We start from the raw sequence: 19,139 nt of genomic DNA, 5'->3' as shown, positions 1-19,139 counted from the left end.
AGCTCTACTGTTTTTTATTTTTTTGTAAGTGCAATTAAATAAAGAATGGTAGAGTTTTTTTCTTTAATAATCAGAATGAAAATAAAAAGAGAGGTGCCATAATGAAATGAAACTTTATACAAAAACAGGTGATAAAGGGGAAACGAGTGTCATAGGTGGCCGAGTGGATAAAGATCATATACGTGTAGAAGCTTATGGCACAATTGATGAGGCGAATTCTCATATCGGATATGCTATGTCTAAATTACAAGAGGAATGTTTTCGTAACATTTATAACGAACTTGAAAATATTCAACATGAACTATTTGATTGTGGAGGGGATTTAGCAATAGTAGAGAAGAAAATCCCCTATAAAGTAACGATAGAGATGGTCGAGTATTTAGAGAGACGAATTGATTCGTATACAGAAGAAGCGCCGCCGTTAGAGCGTTTTATTTTACCAGGCGGTAGCGAGGTATCGGCTGCACTACACATTGCACGTACAGTTATACGAAGAGCAGAACGTTGTATAGTGTCATTGCAAAAAGAAGGAGAAACCAATGAAATTGTTCTAAAGTATGTAAATAGGTTATCTGATTATTTATTTGCGCTTGCTAGAGTAATAAATGCACGTTTACAAGTGAAAGATGTGGAATATAACCGCAGTGCACTTGTTTTTTGTAATAAAGAAGAGAAGGAAGTGGAGTAATACACTTTCTTTTTTTTGTATACTTTTTTCTGTAATATCCCACAATAGAGAAGGTATGACGGTTATTAGAAAACGGAGGATGTATATGAAAGCGTTAAAATGTGGCGTGGTGATATTGAGTGTATTATTTTTATCTCAATTACATGTTTACGCTGAAGGGAATCAGTGGATATGGCCTGTTGATGGGCAGATAAGTGATTATTTTGGGACAAGACATGGGAAACACTATGGTATTGATATAGCTGCGCCTATTGGAACGCCTGTTGCAGCTATTCAAAATGGTAAGGTGACAAAGTCTTATTTTTCAAGTAGTTATGGAAATGTTGTGTTTATTAAACATGGAGAATATGAGGCTGTTTATGCACATTTAAATAAGAGATATGTAGTTCAAGGGGATAACATTTCAAAAGGAGAGCTAATTGGAGAGGTAGGGAATACAGGAGAATCGCGAGGAGCGCATTTACATTTAGAAGTGCATCAAGGGAGATGGACGATGGAGAAAAGGAATGCGATGAATCCGTTGCTTGTTTTGAATGAACAAAAAAATCAAGTTGTGTCATCATCACTATATATTGTACAAAAAGGTGATACTTTAGTTGGTATTGCTCGGAAATTTAGTATGACAGTTGAGGAAATTAAAGTGAGGAATGGATTGCGACAAGAGCAAATCTATCCGAATCAACAACTATACGTTAAGTAAAGGAAATGTCCCAAAAGCATAACTTTTGAATAGATTTATTTGCTTTTTTGTTAAGATTGCGATAGTAAATGAAATTATATCGACTTAATAACAAAATGCGACAATAAGAGCAACCTATTCTTAACGAAAAACCGTCCCAAAAGATCTTTTGGGACGGTTTCTTTTACCAAAAAATAAAGACACATATAAATCCAGAAATAGCTAAGTAGCTATATAAGTAAAAGACTTTTGTTCTTGTTTTTTCTTTTGTCCGAAATAGTACGATAGTTGGTTCGATTAGACCAATTGTAAGACAAAGTAAACCAAGAAGCATAAAGCCAATTGAAAGAGAATACAGGGCGATTTGTGGTGCTTGAAATGGAATCATCCATTTTAATAAAAATGCAATAAGTGCAGTGTAACAAATGCTACCGATGTATTTATTCAATGGTGTATCAGAACGGAAACCAGGAAGTTTCTTGGAAAACGGACGGGAAACAACTTCCGTTTGTAAAGATGTATGTTCTTCAATTATTTTTTGAGCTTCTTTTCCTTTTTGGAAAAGGGATAAAATCCAATTTCGCTCACCTTGGAAAATAAATTGAGAAGTTGTTAAATAGTGATCAACTTTTACCTTATTCCAACTCTTCCATGGATGACGCTCACACAATTTTAATTTACTTTCTGTTTTTTTATCATACTGATAAATACTTATGCCATCTTGGTCAAAAGTAGCGTAGTATGTCTCTCTTGAGAATGTGCCTAGATCAATTGGACAGTAGAAAAGTAATTCTTTTTTCAAATAAAAGTATTCTTTTCTTAAGTTCTTTTTCATTGCTTCTCGAATAGAGTGTCTTTTATCTTTCTTCATGACATTTCCTCCATAACTCAGAAAATGTTCTTATCTTAACAATTCAACATCTTATCACTTTTGACGACATATGACTAGGGGATTCATAAGAGAAATACCGAATTATAAAAAATATGGGTTGTATTGTAAAATATAGTGATTGCTTCTTTAATAATATAAAATAAATAACTTATTTTTAATAAGTTACGCTTTTTTTGTTCACAATACGATCATGTTGTTGTATAATGAAATGGAAAATAGAATATCGGTCTATCTTCGGGGCAGGGTGAAAATCCCGACCGGCGGTGATGAACAGTTAATAATTTCGTTCTAAGCCCGCGAGCCGTTAAGGCAGGATTTGGTGTGATTCCAAAGCCGACAGTACAGTCTGGATGGGAGAAGATGGAGGTTCAAGCGTTCAAAAAAGATAAGTATTTGAACGTCTGTTTGATGTGCCTTAAAATTCTCCCTTTGTGTAAATCACAAAGGGTTTTTTCGTTCTATGAAAAAATAGGCATAGCAGAACCTTTCCACTTTCCATGAGAAGATCGATGGAAAAGGAGAGAGAAAGATGAAACAAAAAAACAGTGTAGTGCAGATGGTGAGTGTAGCGATGCTAAGTAGTATTGCGTATTTACTAATGATGTTGGATTTTCCATTCCCAGGGCTTCCGCCATTTTTAAAAATTGATTTTAGTGATGTGCCAGCTTTAATTGCGGCGATAATTTTTAGTCCAATTGCAGGTGTAATTGTAGAAGCGATAAAAAATATTTTGCATTACGGGATTCAAGGAAGTTTAACGGGAGTACCAGTAGGAGAAGTAGCAAACTTTATAGCAGGATGTTTATTTATTGGTCCAGCAGCATTCTTATTCCGAAAGTATCGCACAGTAAAAAGTTTAACGACAGGATTAATGCTAGGCACAATTACTATGACAGTTATTATGAGTGTGTTAAACTACTTTATTATTTTACCAGCGTACACTTGGTTTTTAAATTCACCAGCTATGTCTAGTGATATTATGCGACAAACTATTGTAACGGCGATATTACCGTTTAATGTAATTAAAGGAATTGTTGTAACAATTGTATTTGTAGCATTATTTTCACGCTTGAAAGTATGGGTATTTGCAAAAATGAAAAATGCTTAAAAATATTAAACCATTAGCAGTTACGCTGCCAATGGTTTTTTTGTTAGTGAGAATGAAAAAGAGAGCAAAAACCCCCCTCATACTTATGAGGGGGGTTTGAAGTTAATAAAAGACTATTCGAATTTTAAAGAGTCGCCATCAAATGATTCGTCAGCAACTTTAATTGAGTCAGTTGGACAACCTTCGAATGCATCCATCATATCTTCAATTAATACATCCGGAATTTCAACGATACCTTGGTTATCGTCTAATGTTACAAATGCAATACCTTCATCATCATAGTCATAAATGTCTGGTGCAGCAGCACCACAAGCACCGCATGCGATACAAGTATCTTTGTCAACGATTGTATATTTTGCCATCTTTTTTCCCTCCTGGTAATATGTATGTGAAAAGTTCGCCAAAAAATTATAACCTTATTGTAAAACGGTTTTTAAAACTTTTCAACATAAAATTATAATGATAATGCTTATCAATTAGGGTGTCAACTTATTTTTGAATTATTTCATAAGATTTTCAAAATACTTAAATGTTATTTCGTTTGATACAATAGAATATATACAAGCATGTAGTGTGAATATGATAAGTTAAATGAATAGCAGTTAATGTGCAATCGTATTGAAAAAGGAATGAAGTTAGACAGAGAGGTGGAAGCGGTAATGCAGCTACAATATACTTTATTGTATTGTTTAAAACAATTGAATGGTGAAAGAACCGTTTCTTCGATTTATTATTTATTAAAAGGAAAGAGATCGTCGCAAACATTACAAGATGGGAATATGTTTCAAATTTCTTTTTTGTTTGGGATTTATAAGTCATTAAATAGAGCTGATTATGATCAAGAAGTTGCAAGGTTGTTACGAACGGATTTAGTTCAAGGTATACATGATAATACATATGTGTTAACGACTGCTGGTAACATGCAATTAAACAAATGGGAAAGTGACTTTGCCTTTCCGACGTATTTAAATGGTTTACACTATGGTGAAATAGGTGAAACGTTTTGGAGGAGATTATCATTGATCGTTCAAACCATTTCGAATTTACAACAGGCGAATACGAAATTTATTCCAATTCAACAGGATACAGAAATAATGATGTGGGTGAAACGCTTCCTCACTGGAATACCATATATGAGAAGTGAATTGGCTAAAAGATTATGGAAGGAAATGCATACTCTTTTACAAAAAAATAATCCAGTAGAGGCGACAATCGTAACATATCGGTTAACTGGGTATGAACGTATTGGGTGTACTTTACAACAATTAGCGGAAATTACGAAACAAGATATATTTCGAGTTTATTTTTTATTTTGGGGTACAATTCATTTCCTTATTCAAGAAGTTCGCAATAAAGAAAATGAGTTTCCATTATTAGCTGAAATTATATCTTATCCAAATGAGAAAGCTGATTTATTTAGCTTATCAACGAAAAAAACATATAATCTTTGGAAACAAGGACGCTCTTTAGAAGAAATAGCAACAATTCGGAATTTGAAGGTTGCCACGATAGAAGACCATTTTGTAGAAATTGCTTTACGAGAAAAAGAATTTTCTATTGAGATGTTTATGGAAAAAGAAAAAATAGAAAAAGTAACAAAAGTAATTGAAGCATTACAAACACGTAAATTGCGTGTGTTGAAGCAAGCGGTTGGAGAGGAAATCTCTTATTTTGAAGTCCGTCTTGTATTGGCGCGGATGGAGGGTATAAATGAAGCTTGAGGAATATTTATATAAGTGGTTTGGATATTCTGAATTTCGTCCGGGGCAAAAAGGGGTTATTACGGACTTATTGGAAGGGAAAGATGTTGTAGCAATGCTTCCGACTGGAAGAGGAAAGTCAATGTGTTATCAACTTCCGGGGCTTCTGCAAGAGGGTACGGTGCTTGTTGTATCACCATTATTATCTTTAATGGAAGACCAAGTTACGCAATTAAAGTATGTCGTGAAAAATCGAGTTATTGCATTGAATAGTTTCCGGACGTTAAGTGAAAAAAGAGAAGCAATGAAAAAGCTATCTTTTTATAAATTTGTTTTCGTATCACCAGAGATGTTACAGTCGGAACTTCTAATAAGAGAATTGAAAAAAATTCATATTTCATTATTTGTCGTAGATGAAGCGCATTGTATTTCACAATGGGGCTATGATTTTCGGCCAGATTATAAAAAATTAGATAAAGTAATTGAGAGTATCGGATCTCCGACAGTACTAGCATTAACAGCAACTGCGACAAAGGATGTACTGCGAGATATAGCGGAAAGTTTAAATCTAAAAAATATCGCTGAGCATGTGTACTCAATTGATCGTCCAAATATTGCGATGGAAGTGCAATTTGTGGAAACAATAGAAGAAAAAAAAGAGGCGCTTTTTGAGCATGTAATGTATTTGCAAGGGCCTGGTATTGTTTATTGTTCAAGTAGGGCCTGGACCGAGCGTTTAACCGAGTATTTAAGAGGAAAAGGAATTACAGGTGTAGCTTTTTATCATGGTGGTATGGAACATGAAGAGCGTATGTTAATTCAACAACAGTTTATGAATGACCAGTTGCAAATTGTAATATGTACAAGTGCTTTTGGGATGGGGGTAAATAAGGCGAATACAAGATATATTATTCATTTTCAATATCCGACAAATGTAGCTTCCTATTTACAAGAAATTGGAAGAGGGGGAAGAGATGGAGAATTGAGTATAGCCATTTTATTATGTAGTCCATTGGATCACGATTTGCCAATTTCAATCATTGAAGATGAATTACCAAGTAAATCGCAAATACAATTTTTATTTTCGTTACTACAAGAAAGAATGTTTCAAACGAAAGTATTACCATTAGAAGATGTAGAAGAAATTTGTTATAATGCAGCAAGATTTAATGAACAGTATTGGCGTTTTACACGTTATCATCTCGAACATCTTGGAATCATACAACAGCGAAATCTCATGCTAGAGAGCTTGTCAGATGAAATAATGCACAGATTAATAGCGGAAGTGGAAGTGAGACTGCGTAATAAATATAGTGAGCTAGAAAATATGAAGTCATGGATACAAGTTCAAGGATGTAGACGTGAATATTTATTACAACAATTCGGTTATAGAAAAGAAAAAGAGATAGAAAACTGTTGTGATTACTGTGGTATTACAAAAACGGATTATAAAAAAAGACGAGCGCAACAGTTAGTTTTCGACTATAATTGGGAAACAGAGTTACAAAAGCTTTTCGGCCTAGGGAAGATGGAGGAATGATGAACATTCAAAGGCATAATGTTGAAGATATGAGTCCGAGAGAAATAAGACTGAATCTCTACATAACACAACTAATCATTATTGGTATCGGTTGTTTACTAGCATATATATTATTTCAAGATAAAAGAGAAGTTTATAGTTTATGGAAATGGGAACCGGTTTCTATACTTGTAATAGGTAGCGTGTTAGCGATTTGTATTGTGTTATTAGATTATGTTGCAATGCGAGTGTTTCCAGAATCTTGGTTTGATGATGGTGGCATTAACGATAGAATGTTTCAAGGGATTTCTGTCATGCATTTACTCGTTATCACGTTTATTATTGGCTTTGCGGAAGAGTTTTTATTTAGAGGTGTAGTGCAGACTCATTTCGGAATTGTAATAGCGAGTTTAATTTTTGCTGTGTTACATATTCGGTATATAACGAAGCCTTTTTTGTTTTGTTTCGTCTGCTTTATTAGTTTTGTTTTTGGTTATGTATTCGAGTGGACAGGAAATTTGTTTATAACAATCTTTGCACACTTTCTTGTTGATTTTATAATGGGGCTCCAATTAAGAAAATAAATGGAAGGTGGTGGTGAACAACATGAGAAAACGAATTCCTGATTTTGAAGAGGAGTTAGAAGTTGAGCAAGTGGAAGAAGATGAAGGTTTACCGCCGCGTAGTGAAATTCATAGAAATAAAGAGAACAAACCAAAGTTTAAAATGAATCACATTTTCGTCCGAGTGTTAACATTTTTGTTCATATTGTTACCTATTAGTATCCTATGGTATACGGATAAGTATATACAGGTAAAAAGTGATAGTAATAATGCTGAGAAAAGTGCGTTTGAAGTGATTTTCTTTGATTCAGCTCAGACTGAATCAAAGAAGCAGTCTGAGAAAGTAGCAACTCATGTTGTGAAAGATGGAGAAACTTTAGAAAGTATAGCGAAGCAATATTTCTCAGATGAAAATGGGATAGAAATAATAAAAAAGTATAATGATTTACAAGAAGATGAAGTGAAAGTAGGACAAGAATTGAAAATTCCTATAAAAGATAAGTCCACGAAGCATGAGAGCTAGCTAAATGAGTGATATAGCTGCACATAAAATTAAGGACTATACTTTACGAGGAGGGAGAGTAAAAAATATATGTCATGGATTATATTATTATGTACTCTCATATGCATTGGTTTTGTATGTCTTCTTGGAATGTATAAAGAAGCGATGCGTAATACAGTGTTGGAACATACTTTAGTATTCGAAGAATTTCCGGAAAGTTTTCAAAAAGTTAAAGTTTTTTTTATTTCGGATATTCATAGAAGGATCGTTTCTAGCTCGCTAATTGAACGAGTGAAAGGAAAAGCAGATATCGTAATTATTGGCGGCGATTTAGCTGAAAAAGGAGTACCTTTATCGCAAATCTCTTTAAATATTCAAAAGTTAAGAGAAATAGCCCCTGTATATTTTGTATGGGGAAATAATGATTATGAAATTGAATATCACGAATTAGATGCTTTATTAATAGAAAATAATGTGAAGGTATTAGATAATACAAGAGTTGTATTTGAGTCTGAATTAGGAGAGAAAATTTGCTTACTCGGTATCGATGATGTTGGATTAGAACGAGATCGTTTAGATTTAGCGTTGTCTGATTGTAAAGAAGAAGGTTTTCGCATTTTAATTAGTCACAACCCAGATATAATAAAGAAAATGTCTGGTAAAGAACAAATTTCGCTCGTATTAAGTGGACATACACATGGAGGTCAGATTCGGTTGTTTCCATCTGAAAAGCATTTAAAGGGTGGTGTATATAAGCATTCTAATACGACTCTCTTTGTTAGTAATGGGTATGGAACAACATTACTCCCTCTTCGTTTTCGGGCACCTTCCCAAACACATATCATTACGTTATGCGGAGGAAAATAATGCCGACTTTAAATGGGACATATAATATAAAAGCTGTTTCGAATATACTCGGAATTCAACCGAGTACACTTCGCGCATGGGAAAGACGCTATCATATTATTGCCCCAAAGAGAAATCGTGCGGGGCATCGTTTATATACAGAAGAGCATATTCATATTTTGAAATGGTTAATGAATAAAGTTTCTGAGGGGATGATGATTGGACAAGCAGTTCAGTTATTAGAAGGGAATCGGTTGCAGAACAACGTTCAAAAAGAAAAAATTACAGATACAGAAGTTGTTTTAGTGGACGATATACTACAAGCTTTGTTAAAATTTGATGAAATTACAACTTCTGCATTATTAAACGAGGTTTTTAGTATATATTCAACGGAAAAGGTTGTTACAAGCATCATCCTTCAAGTGGCAAACAAGTTGTTATCTTTAAAAAATAATAATGAGATTACAATGTCACAATTCAAATATGTTGTATCATTCTTACAAACACGTCTAGGAATGATATATCATAATGCGTCAGTGTATTCTTCCGTTAACAAAGTTTTCGTTTTAGAAAATAATATATTAAAAGGATTTATTTTCGCGACGTATTTACGACTAAAAGGATATCAAGCAATGTATATGGGGACAAGTTTAGATGAAGAAGGTATTTTACTAGCTATTGAACAATTACAACCTAAATATTTGTTTATATCTTTTGATGATGAACGAGAACTTGAAGAGGCAGTAGAATTTATTGACTTATTGCAAGAAAAAAATGAAAACCTCTCTGGTGGTTTTATAGGAAGAAAAGGCATTGGAGATCAATTAAATCTTCAAAATATCCTAATTGGTAACACGAAAGAAGAATGGGATGGATGGTTAAAAATGTCAGAATAGTCGTTCGAAAAGAACCATCTATTTTCTATTTCATATAATAAAAATTAGATGCAATGGTTACGTAGGGAGGGTATGAGATGAGACTGGAACGTTTAAATTATAATAAGATTAAAATTTTCCTAACATTTGATGATTTATCTGAACGAGGATTAACGAAAGAAGATTTGTGGAGAAATGCACCGAAAGTACAGCAACTATTCCGTGATATGATGCAAGAAGCGAATAAAGAATTAGGGTTTGAAGCGGATGGACCGATTGCTGTTGAAGTATTTTCTCTACAAGCTCAAGGTATGGTTGTAATTGTAACAAAAGAAAATCACGAAGTAGATACAGAAGATGAGTTCCGTGACGAGTTTATTGAAATGCAAGTGACTCTTGATGAAAGTGAACATATACTTTACGAGTTTGCTACATTAGATGATGTAATCAATTTGTCAAATCGCTTATATAACCTTGGTGTAACTGATGGGAAGTTGTATACGTGGGATGATCGTTTTTATCTTTGGATAGAAGAAGAAGAGCAATTTCAATTATTGAAGGCGGATTTTATAGCTATTTTAGCGGAATACGGTAATCCGTCAACAGCAACAATTTACCGCATAATGGAATATGGTAAAGAATTAATGGATTCTCAAGCAATTGAACAAATATACAATTACTTTGTAAAAAAACAAAACCTCAGCTAATGTAACGTAGCTTGAGGTTTTATTTTTATTCAGCGGAAGATTGGAAAATCTAAAATCTATAAAGCGAAGTGTAGGAAACAAGACTAGCCGATCTATATTTAAAAATATAACCAGTATTTTTTGATGAAATAATTGTTTTATCGAACGTATTTTGATGAAAATAAAAAATATTTAAATATTTAAGTATTTTACTTTTCTAAAAGCAATAAAAGGACTATAATAATAGTGAAAACGCTTGCAACGCAAAATAGTTTGTATATATTTGTTAGCGTTTTCTATTGCATTCCAAATTTAACGGTGTATACTAGGCAATGAAGGTTTACTAAACAAGTGAAATTACAGGGGGTTTACTTACTATGGTAGCCGAAAAGGGAACTCAAACGAAAACACAACAACAAGGGGAACAACATTTTGAATTGTTAAATTCAACACAAATTGTAATTAATGAAGCATTAGAAAAATTGGGTTATCCAAACGAAGTATATGAATTATTGAAAGAACCAATTCGTATGATGACAGTGAAAATTCCAGTTCGTATGGATGACGGGACTGTTAAAATATTTACAGGATATCGTGCGCAACATAATGATGCTGTTGGTCCAACGAAAGGTGGAATTCGCTTCCATCCAAACGTAACAGAAAATGAAGTGAAAGCACTTTCTATTTGGATGAGTTTAAAATGTGGTATTGTTGATTTACCATATGGTGGAGGTAAAGGTGGAATCATTTGTGACCCACGTGAGATGTCTTTCCGTGAATTAGAAAGATTAAGCCGCGGTTATGTACGAGCAATTAGCCAAATTGTTGGTCCGACAAAAGATATTCCAGCTCCAGATGTATTTACAAACTCACAAATTATGGCATGGATGATGGATGAGTATAGCCGTATCGATGAATTTAATTCACCAGGATTTATTACAGGTAAACCACTTGTATTAGGTGGATCACACGGACGTGAAACAGCGACTGCAAAAGGTGTAACAATTTGTATTCGTGAAGCTGCGAAAAAACGTGACATTGATATTAAAGGTGCACGCGTTGTTGTTCAAGGATTTGGGAATGCGGGTAGCTTCTTAGCTAAATTTATGCATGATGCAGGCGCGAAAGTAATTGCAATTTCAGATGCGTACGGTGCACTACATGATCCGAATGGATTAGATATTGACTACTTACTAGATCGTCGCGATAGCTTCGGTACTGTAACAAAACTATTTAATAATACAATTTCAAACACAGAATTGTTAGAACTTGATTGCGATATTTTAGTTCCAGCTGCAATTGAGAACCAAATTACAGAAGAAAATGCTGATAAGATTAAAGCGAAAATTGTAGTTGAAGCTGCAAATGGTCCAACTACATTAGAAGCAACAAAAATCTTAACAGATCGTGGTATCTTACTTGTTCCAGACGTATTAGCAAGTGCTGGTGGCGTTACGGTATCTTACTTTGAGTGGGTACAAAATAACCAAGGTTACTACTGGACTGAGGAAGAAGTAGAACAACGTTTAGAAAAAGTAATGGTAAAATCATTCGATTCAATCTATGAAACATCACAAGTTCGTAAAGTAAACATGCGCTTAGCTGCATACATGATTGGTGTTCGTAAAATGGCTGAGGCTAGTCGCTTCAGAGGTTGGGTATAATATATAATGTTTTGAGAAAACGTGATTTCCTTTTGAGGGAATCGCGTTTTTTGTTGAAGTTACTAGTTAGAGGTGTTGGATATGAATAATGAAATGATGAATCGAGTAGATTGATTAGAAGAAAGGGTAAACCAACTAGAAAGTAAAATAGTAAGGATTGAAAATACTCAGAAAATAAGTGTTTTTAGAATGTTTGGAGAGGGTTTATTGCATCTGGTTGTTGGAGGGCTGATTATCGCAGTAGTAATTGGAATTATTACGTAGCTTGGTGAAAAATAAAATAAAAATAAAAAGAACGCTTGTTCTACACGAACAAACGTGCTATACTTTCCTTAGATAAGCAAAACGGAAACGATTTTAAGGAGAGATAAATGATGAAAATGACAGTAGACCAAAGATTTATGATGCCAGCAGATGTTGTGGAACGAGTGGAAGTTTTACGAAATAATCATAGTAAGCGTGGATCATTATTACAATCAGTAAATAAGTTTTTCGGTTTAGATACGAAAGAAGATTGTGTTTGGTTTTACGGTTTTTACGGAGTGGCTGTAAGTATTGTATTATTTATGGTATTCACATCAAATATTTTCGATTTTCTCTTCGCATAAGAAATAATGCCATAAGGACATTGCCACCGAATACATATATAAGGAAGTAAGGTAATTTTTTAGAGCGGGAGTTGGTAGTAATGGCGATGTTCCCTATTGAGCGTAATTATATTGGGTATGGAAATTCACGACCAGGAATTCCTCTTTCAAAAGTAAGATTTATTGTAAGTCATGACACGGGGAACCCTGGTAGCAATGCGATAGGAAATCGGGATTACTTTAACGAAATACAACCGAAAGCTTCAGCGCATACATTTATTGATGATAAAACAATATTAGAAATTGTCCCTATAAATGAAGTTGCGTACCATGTTCGATACAATGTGCCAACGGATAATGATTTATTCGGTTATGATGCGAATAAGGCTGCAATTGGGGTTGAACTTTGCTATGGTGGCGACGTAAACTTTTGGGAGGCGTATACTCGTTTTACGTGGTATCACGCTTATTTATGTCAAAATTTCGGTTTAAATCCTAAAAAGGCTATTGTGTCACACAAAACGTTGGATCCTACTCGGAAAATCGATCCTGAAAATGTATTAGGGCAACAAGGAATTAAATTTCAGCAGTTTTTAGCAGATGTCTATCGGATGTATGTTTCGTTTAGATGACAAATATATGAAAAATGAATACAATAAAGATAGGTGCCTACTGCTGTAAGTAGGTTTTTTCTTGTTTATATAAATAAAGCAGAGGTAGAAGACTAGGAGTGAACCGAGTATGCAAAAAGAAACAGTTATTATTATCGGAGGCGGTCCATGCGGATTAGCAGCGGCGATTTCGTTGCAAAAAGTGGGGTTAAATCCGTTAGTGATCGAAAAAGGGAACATTGTAAATGCGATTTATAATTATCCAACTCATCAAACATTTTTCTCCTCTAGTGAAAAATTAGAAATTGGTGAAGTTGCTTTTATTACAGAAAATCGTAAGCCATTTCGTAATCAAGCGCTCGCGTATTATCGTGAAGTAGTAAAGCGTAAATCTATACGTGTAAACGCATTTGAACGAGTGGAACAAGTTCAAAAAGATGGTGATGTTTTTAAAGTTGAAACGACGAAGCGTGACGGAAACAAAGAAATATATGTGGCGAAATACATTGTTGTCGCAACTGGATATTATGATAATCCGAATTATATGAATGTACCTGGTGAGAAACTTGAGAAAGTAGCTCATTATTTCAAAGAAGGACATCCTTATTTTGATCGAGATGTCGTTGTAATAGGTGGTAAAAATTCAAGTATAGATGCGGCGTTAGAGCTTGTTAAATCGGGTGCACGTGTAACAGTTCTATACCGTGGTGGGGAATACTCGCCAAGTATTAAGCCGTGGATTTTGCCGGAATTTGAGGCGTTAGTACGAAATGGGACAGTTCAAATGCATTTCGGGGCTCATGTGAAAGAAATTACTGAACATACATTAACATATACGGTTGATGGTGAATCATTTACAATCAAAAATGATTTTGTATTTGCGATGACTGGTTACCATCCTGATCATAGCTTCTTAACGAAGATGGGTGTTCGGATTGATGAAGAAACAGGGCGTCCGATTTATACAGAGGATAGAATGGAAACAAACGCTGAAAATATTTTCATTGCAGGTGTAATTGCTGCTGGGAATAACGCAAATGAAATATTTATCGAGAACGGTAGATTCCATGGAGATGCGATTGCGCAAACCATTGCATCAAGAGAAGAATAAAAAGAAGCTGTCGGAATTCGACAGCTTCTTTTTTAATCGTGCATATACATATTTTGGATTGCTTCATGAGAATTTGTATTCTCTAATGCGACTAATAATTTAATACGCGCCTTTTGAGCATTTAAACCGTATGTGAATATAACGCCCATATCTTTTAATTGCTTGCCGCCACCTTCATACGAATATACATCTTGAACGATACCGTTGAAACAGCGAGACACTAATACGACAGGAATGCCTTTGCCTATTAATCGTTCTAGACTTGGAAGTGTTCTTGGAGGTAAATTACCTTGTCCAAGTGCTTCGATAACAATTCCGTCTACTGGTAGTGTTTCGATTGCTGATAATAATGTATCATCCATACCTGCGTATGCTTTTAGAACGACAACGTTTTTAGAAATCTGTCGTACTGTGCATGTTTCGTGATGCACTAAAGCATGATGGAAAACAACACCACGTTTTGTTACCATGCCAATTGGTCCGTACTGTGGACTTTGGAATGTCGCGACATTACTTGTGTGCGTTTTTGTTACATTTGTAGCACAATGTATTTCGTCGTTTAATACGACTAGAACGCCTTTTTCAGCAGCTTCATTACTACTAGCAACTTTTACAGCTGATAAGAAATTATATAGACCATCAGCACCTAATTCATTACTAGAGCGCATTGCTCCTGTCACAACGATTGGGATCGTTGCTTGAACTGTTAAATCAAGAAAATAAGCTGTCTCTTCTAATGTATCGGTACCATGCGTAATGACTACGCCGTGAATATCGTCTTGTTTTACTCTTTCGTCAATGATGACTTGTAATTGTAGCATTTCGCTAGGAGTCATGTGAGGAGATGGAAGATGGAACACATCTTCGACAATTAAATCAACATCGCCTTCTAAATCAGGAATAAATTTTAAAAGAGGATTCTTTTCACCTGGTTGTACGACCCCAGTTTCTTTATCTTCCTCCATTGCAATTGTTCCACCTGTGTGTAAAACTAGGATTCTTTTCAATGCTTATACCCCTTTCAAGTTGAAAAATACATTTAGAACATAACATGTTTTGAGTAAATTCGACAATGAAAATGTATAAAAGTATGGTTAGAAAATGACAATAAAATAAATTACTTTAAGTGTGCTTCGGTAAGTGGTTATTAGGTTAGGTTTTGTTTATGGAAATTTATGAGAGGAGATGTGTAAGTGTAGAGAGGGAAGGAGTGAGTTTTTTGAAAAAAGTGGAGAAAATTATAATTCGTATATTACTGATTCAATTTATTTGTCTTGCTTTCGTCCAACTGCTTTTTATACATAAATCTTCAGTGAAATATTTATCGAAAATTGTTTATTACGAAGGTGTCGTCACGCAAAATAAGGCGGAAATCTTACAGGTGAATAAGTAGTTTTCATTTTCTTCTATGATGGATTATGCTACAATAATTGAGGATTTAATGACGTGAGGCAAATGAGAAGAAGCAGGGGGAGAATACCTGCTTTTCGTTTTGTTTTTATAAGTGAAAAATGAGGTGTTACAATGGATAAACGAATTTCGATTGCTATAGATGGTCCAGCGGCTGCTGGGAAAAGTACAGTTGCAAAAGTTGTTGCGAAAAAACTTTCATATGTTTACATTGATACAGGCGCAATGTACCGTGCTATTACATATGCAGCCCTTGAACAAAAAGTGGATATTGAAAATGAAGAAAAGTTAATGGAAGTTGTAAAAAATGTAAATATTGAATTTCAGCAAGGGGAAAATACACAACTTGTATTTTTAAATGGACAAGATGTTTCCGAAGTGATTCGTACGCCAGATGTGACGAATCGCGTATCTATTGTAGCAAAGCATCGCCTTGTTCGTGAAGAAATGGTACGTCGTCAACAAGAATTAGCTGAAAAAGGCGGCGTAGTAATGGATGGCCGTGATATTGGTACACATGTACTACCAGATGCTGAAGTGAAAATCTTTATGCTTGCTTCTGTAGAAGAAAGAGCGGAAAGAAGATATTTAGAAAATATGAATAAAGGTTTCGATTCTAATTTAGAGCAGTTAAAAGAAGACATTGCTAGGCGTGATAAATTAGATTCAGAACGCGAAGTTTCTCCTTTGAAAAAAGCTGATGATGCATTGGAATTAGATACAACTTCTTTATCAATTGAAGAAGTTGTCCAAAAAATTATGGGTATTGTTTCAGGAGTATTTGCGAAATAAAGAAAGAGGACTATCCTCTTTCTTTTTTTTTTTTTTTGAAATGTAAAGGATAAGTGAATTATAAGTCTCTTTTCTTGACAAATGGGCTAATTTGTAAGAAGTTAGTTACAGAGGAAAAAAACTGTCAGAATATATTCGCTATTATATTTCAAATCATACTTTCTTCAAGATGATTTTGCTGTATACTATTTATATAGGTTTAATATAGTTTCTTGTGAACTGTATTGAACCAGAATATGTGATGATAAATTCTTAAACATGCAAATGAAAACATTTTTTTTATTTCGTATATACATAAAAATGCTTTGTCAATTCTGTAGGGAGGTATTTCCATGGTAGAGAAAATGAATGAAGAAGTTATGAATTCAAAAGAATTACAAGTTGGTGACGTTGTTACAGGTTCTGTAACGAAAGTTGAAGAGAAACAAGTGCTTGTAAATGTTGGATACAAAACAGATGGCGTAATTCCGATTAGTGAGTTAGCTAACGTTCATATTGAAAAAGCAAGCGATGTTGTAGAATTAGATCAAACACTTGAATTGAAAATTATTAAATTAGAAGAAGATGATCTTGTTTTATCTAAGAGAGCTGTTGACGCAGAAAAAGCGTGGGTAGAATTACAAGAGAAATTTAATTCTGGTCATGTATTTGATGTTACTGTAAAAGATATCGTGAATGGTGGGTTAGTTGTGGACCTTGGTGTTCGTGGTTTTATCCCAGCTTCACTTGTAGAGGTACATTATGTAGAAGATTTTGCTGACTATAAAGGAAAAACATTAGCGGTGAAAATTGTTGAATTAGACCGTGAAAAAAATCGTGTTATTCTTTCACATAAAGCGGTAGTAGAACTAGAACTAGATTCTAAGAAAAAAGAAGCAATCTCTTCGTTAAAAGAAGGGGATATTGTTGAAGGAACAGTACAACGATTAACGGATTTTGGTGCTTTCGTTAACGTTGGTGGTGTGGACGGTTTAGTACACATTTCACAAATTTCACACGAGCGTGTAGAGCAACCTTCTGAGGTATTAGAGCAAGGTCAAAAGGTGAAGGTAAAAGTGTTATCTGTTGATGCTGATACGCAACGTATTTCTTTATCAATTAAAGCAGCTCAGCCGGGACCTTGGGAAAATGTTGCTGGCGAAATAAAGGCTGGAGATATTCGTGAGGGCGTAGTAAAACGCCTTGTTACATTCGGTGCATTTGTTGAAATTTTACCTGGTGTTGAAGGGCTTGTGCATGTATCTCAAATTGCAAATCGTCACGTGAAAAATCCAAATGAAGTATTGGAAATGGGACAAGAAGTAAAAGTGAAAGTACTTGAAGTCCATGTAGCAGAAAAACGTATTTCTTTAAGCATAAAAGAAACGCTTGAAGAAAATAATGTAACAGAAGATTATAGCCAATATGAGCCAAATGCTGATTCTGCTACTTTCCAGTTAAGTGATATTATTGGTGAACAACTGAAAAAATTAAAGAAATAAAGAGGGGTACAAGTGGTAAGGGCAAAACGTAAATTAGATCATATTGAATATGCTCTTTCTACTGGTCAGTCTCGTACGCATGGCTTTCATGATATTGATTTTGTGCATCAAAGCTTGCCAAATTCAAGTTATGATACTGTAACATGTGAAACAAAAATCGGCGAACTTTCACTAAGTTCGCCGATTTTTATCAATGCGATGACTGGTGGTGGAGGAGAGCAAACATTACATATTAATGAGCAATTAGCATATGTAGCGAAACATCATAACCTTGCTATGGCTGTAGGATCGCAAATGGCAGCTTTAAAAAATGAAAGCGAGGCGGCTTCTTATAAGATCGTCAGAAAGGTAAACCCAAATGGTATTTTCTTTGCTAATTTGGGGAGTGAGGCAACTGTCGAACAGGCAGAGCGTGCCGTTGATATGATTGAAGCGAATGCACTGCAAATTCATTTAAATGTCATACAAGAGTTAACGATGCCAGAAGGAGACCGTGATTTTACTGGTGTACTTCGGCGAATTGAACAAATTGTTTTAAACAGTAAAGTTCCTGTCATTGTAAAAGAAGTGGGATTTGGAATGAGTAAGGAAACAGTACAACAGTTAGCGAGTATAGGTATAACAGCAATTGATATTGGCGGACAAGGTGGTACGAATTTTGCTGCTGTTGAAAATGAAAGAAGACAGCGAATGCTTTCTTATTTTAATAACTGGGGCATACAAACAGCTACCTCGATTATTGAAGCAACCTCTATAAATAATAACCTCTCTTTTATTGCATCTGGGGGTATACAAACAGCAATTGACGTGGCGAAGGCAATCGCATTAGGGGCGAATACAACTGCGTTTGCTGGATACTTTTTACGTATTTTAATGCAAGATGGTGTTGAGAAGTTAGTGGATGAAATCGATCTTTTACATACAGATTTAAAATTTATTATGACAGCTCTTGGCGTGAAGACGATAGAAGAGTTGCAATCTGTACCTCTTGTTGTAAAAGGCGAAACATATCATTGGTTAGCGCAGCGAGGGATTGACACTGCACATTATAGTAGGCGATAAAAAATCAACCGTCCGGTTGATTTTTTTCAGAGTGTTGAGAAACCCTTTAGGGTTTCCAACACTCTGATATCTTTTGAATTTTATTAAATGAAAACAATAATAAATGATAGAAACTAAGAAAATAGTCCTTCACCTGACCCTTTTGGGTCAGGTGAAGGGCTATTTTTTTCATGTTGACACAGAACGGAAAAAGAGGTTAAGACACAGTCTATAAAAAATCAATGGTCCGGGCGGGAAGTTAGCAATCTATATAATTCTATAAATGGAAAAAAGAGAGAATTTATATTATAATAAATGTATATAGGAATATTTTACGAAAAAGCTATGATTGAAAAAGGGGTTATAGAAATGAAGAAATGAAGA

21 protein-coding genes and 1 riboswitch are annotated in these 19,139 nt (G+C 34.6%); of the genes, 18 read left to right on the top strand and 3 right to left on the bottom strand.

Annotation, left to right across the window (positions count from 1 at the left end; all coding sequences use genetic code 11):
* The first annotated feature begins 106 nt into the window (after positions 1-106).
* The gene (locus JTF23_RS01865; RefSeq protein ID WP_088078167.1) at positions 107-688 is read left to right on the top strand and encodes a cob(I)yrinic acid a,c-diamide adenosyltransferase; all 582 of its coding nucleotides are present in this window, start codon (positions 107-109) and stop codon (positions 686-688) included.
* An 85-nt stretch (positions 689-773) separates the two neighbouring features.
* The gene (locus JTF23_RS01860; RefSeq protein WP_002141020.1) at positions 774-1,388 is read left to right on the top strand and encodes a peptidoglycan DD-metalloendopeptidase family protein; all 615 of its coding nucleotides are present in this window, start codon (positions 774-776) and stop codon (positions 1,386-1,388) included.
* Between the two features lie 163 nt (positions 1,389-1,551).
* On the opposite strand, the gene JTF23_RS01855 is transcribed toward JTF23_RS01860, so the two are convergent.
* The gene (locus JTF23_RS01855; RefSeq protein WP_002149409.1) at positions 1,552-2,238 is read right to left on the bottom strand and encodes a hypothetical protein; all 687 of its coding nucleotides are present in this window, start codon (positions 2,236-2,238) and stop codon (positions 1,552-1,554) included.
* Positions 2,239-2,485: 247 nt separating this feature from the next.
* Positions 2,486-2,625, top strand: a riboswitch (FMN riboswitch).
* Between the two features lie 163 nt (positions 2,626-2,788).
* Here JTF23_RS01855 and JTF23_RS01850 point away from each other — a divergent pair.
* Entirely contained in the window at positions 2,789-3,367 is a 579-nt protein-coding gene (locus tag JTF23_RS01850) for an ECF transporter S component (RefSeq protein ID WP_002011769.1), read from the top strand.
* A gap of 113 nt (positions 3,368-3,480) precedes the next feature.
* Here JTF23_RS01850 and JTF23_RS01845 read toward each other — a convergent pair whose 3' ends face one another.
* On the bottom strand, positions 3,481-3,729 hold the full coding sequence (locus tag JTF23_RS01845) for a ferredoxin (protein ID WP_001151994.1): 249 nt from the start codon (positions 3,727-3,729) through the stop codon (positions 3,481-3,483).
* Between the two features lie 297 nt (positions 3,730-4,026).
* On the opposite strand from JTF23_RS01845, the gene JTF23_RS01840 reads away from it, so the two are divergent.
* The 11 genes from JTF23_RS01840 (at position 4,027) to JTF23_RS01790 (ending at position 14,031) form a co-directional block, all read left to right on the top strand.
* Positions 4,027-5,088, top strand: a complete 1,062-nt coding sequence (locus tag JTF23_RS01840; protein WP_078174420.1) for a YpbB family protein — start codon at positions 4,027-4,029, stop codon at positions 5,086-5,088.
* Entirely contained in the window at positions 5,078-6,607 is a 1,530-nt protein-coding gene (locus tag JTF23_RS01835; protein WP_002158609.1) for a RecQ family ATP-dependent DNA helicase, read from the top strand. The genes JTF23_RS01840 and JTF23_RS01835 overlap by 11 nt, the downstream gene beginning before the upstream one ends.
* Complete coding sequence (locus JTF23_RS01830; protein ID WP_204207995.1) at positions 6,607-7,170, top strand: CPBP family intramembrane glutamic endopeptidase; 564 nt, start codon at positions 6,607-6,609, stop codon at positions 7,168-7,170. The genes JTF23_RS01835 and JTF23_RS01830 overlap by 1 nt, the downstream gene beginning before the upstream one ends.
* A gap of 22 nt (positions 7,171-7,192) precedes the next feature.
* Entirely contained in the window at positions 7,193-7,672 is a 480-nt protein-coding gene (locus JTF23_RS01825) for a LysM peptidoglycan-binding domain-containing protein (RefSeq protein WP_204207963.1), read from the top strand.
* A 69-nt stretch (positions 7,673-7,741) separates the two neighbouring features.
* Positions 7,742-8,518: a metallophosphoesterase gene (locus JTF23_RS01820; RefSeq protein ID WP_016104317.1), complete on the top strand. Its 777-nt coding sequence runs from the start codon at positions 7,742-7,744 to the stop codon at positions 8,516-8,518.
* Complete coding sequence (locus tag JTF23_RS01815) at positions 8,518-9,393, top strand: MerR family transcriptional regulator (protein ID WP_002158606.1); 876 nt, start codon at positions 8,518-8,520, stop codon at positions 9,391-9,393. The genes JTF23_RS01820 and JTF23_RS01815 overlap by 1 nt, the downstream gene beginning before the upstream one ends.
* 77 nt (positions 9,394-9,470) lie before the next feature.
* Complete coding sequence (locus tag JTF23_RS01810; RefSeq protein ID WP_002158605.1) at positions 9,471-10,079, top strand: genetic competence negative regulator; 609 nt, start codon at positions 9,471-9,473, stop codon at positions 10,077-10,079.
* 356 nt (positions 10,080-10,435) lie between these two features.
* The gene (gene gudB / locus JTF23_RS01805; protein ID WP_000225168.1) at positions 10,436-11,722 is read left to right on the top strand and encodes an NAD-specific glutamate dehydrogenase; all 1,287 of its coding nucleotides are present in this window, start codon (positions 10,436-10,438) and stop codon (positions 11,720-11,722) included.
* Positions 11,723-12,093: 371 nt separating this feature from the next.
* A complete protein-coding gene (locus JTF23_RS01800) occupies positions 12,094-12,330 on the top strand; it encodes a DUF3961 domain-containing protein (RefSeq protein ID WP_002149379.1) in 237 nt (78 codons plus the stop codon).
* Between the two features lie 80 nt (positions 12,331-12,410).
* On the top strand, positions 12,411-12,941 hold the full coding sequence (locus JTF23_RS01795) for a peptidoglycan recognition protein family protein (RefSeq protein WP_002149378.1): 531 nt from the start codon (positions 12,411-12,413) through the stop codon (positions 12,939-12,941).
* A 109-nt stretch (positions 12,942-13,050) separates the two neighbouring features.
* Complete coding sequence (locus JTF23_RS01790) at positions 13,051-14,031, top strand: YpdA family putative bacillithiol disulfide reductase (protein ID WP_002158604.1); 981 nt, start codon at positions 13,051-13,053, stop codon at positions 14,029-14,031.
* A 32-nt stretch (positions 14,032-14,063) separates the two neighbouring features.
* Here the strand turns inward: JTF23_RS01790 and ansA are convergent, their stop codons facing one another.
* Positions 14,064-15,038 carry an asparaginase gene (ansA, locus tag JTF23_RS01785; protein ID WP_078182170.1) on the bottom strand — a complete coding sequence of 325 codons (975 nt, stop codon included), beginning with the start codon at positions 15,036-15,038 and terminating at the stop codon, positions 14,064-14,066.
* 212 nt (positions 15,039-15,250) lie between these two features.
* On the opposite strand from ansA, the gene JTF23_RS01780 reads away from it, so the two are divergent.
* The 4 genes from JTF23_RS01780 to fni all read left to right on the top strand — a co-directional run bounded on the left by JTF23_RS01780 (position 15,251) and on the right by fni (position 18,776).
* A complete protein-coding gene (locus JTF23_RS01780; RefSeq protein ID WP_088078171.1) occupies positions 15,251-15,424 on the top strand; it encodes a DUF5359 family protein in 174 nt (57 codons plus the stop codon).
* 131 nt (positions 15,425-15,555) lie between these two features.
* A complete protein-coding gene (gene cmk, locus JTF23_RS01775) occupies positions 15,556-16,233 on the top strand; it encodes a (d)CMP kinase (protein WP_002158601.1) in 678 nt (225 codons plus the stop codon).
* A gap of 332 nt (positions 16,234-16,565) precedes the next feature.
* Positions 16,566-17,714 carry a 30S ribosomal protein S1 gene (gene rpsA / locus JTF23_RS01770; protein ID WP_002201144.1) on the top strand — a complete coding sequence of 383 codons (1,149 nt, stop codon included), beginning with the start codon at positions 16,566-16,568 and terminating at the stop codon, positions 17,712-17,714.
* A gap of 12 nt (positions 17,715-17,726) precedes the next feature.
* Positions 17,727-18,776: a type 2 isopentenyl-diphosphate Delta-isomerase gene (gene fni / locus JTF23_RS01765; RefSeq protein WP_088078177.1), complete on the top strand. Its 1,050-nt coding sequence runs from the start codon at positions 17,727-17,729 to the stop codon at positions 18,774-18,776.
* Positions 18,777-19,139 lie beyond the last annotated feature (363 nt).

It is taken from the genome of Bacillus sp. RIT 809 (assembly GCF_016892495.1).
Lineage (GTDB): Bacteria > Bacillota > Bacilli > Bacillales > Bacillaceae_G > Bacillus_A > Bacillus_A cereus_U.
The sequence above is the reverse complement of the archived record's forward strand: the minus strand, read 5'-3'. Positions and strand labels throughout refer to the sequence as shown.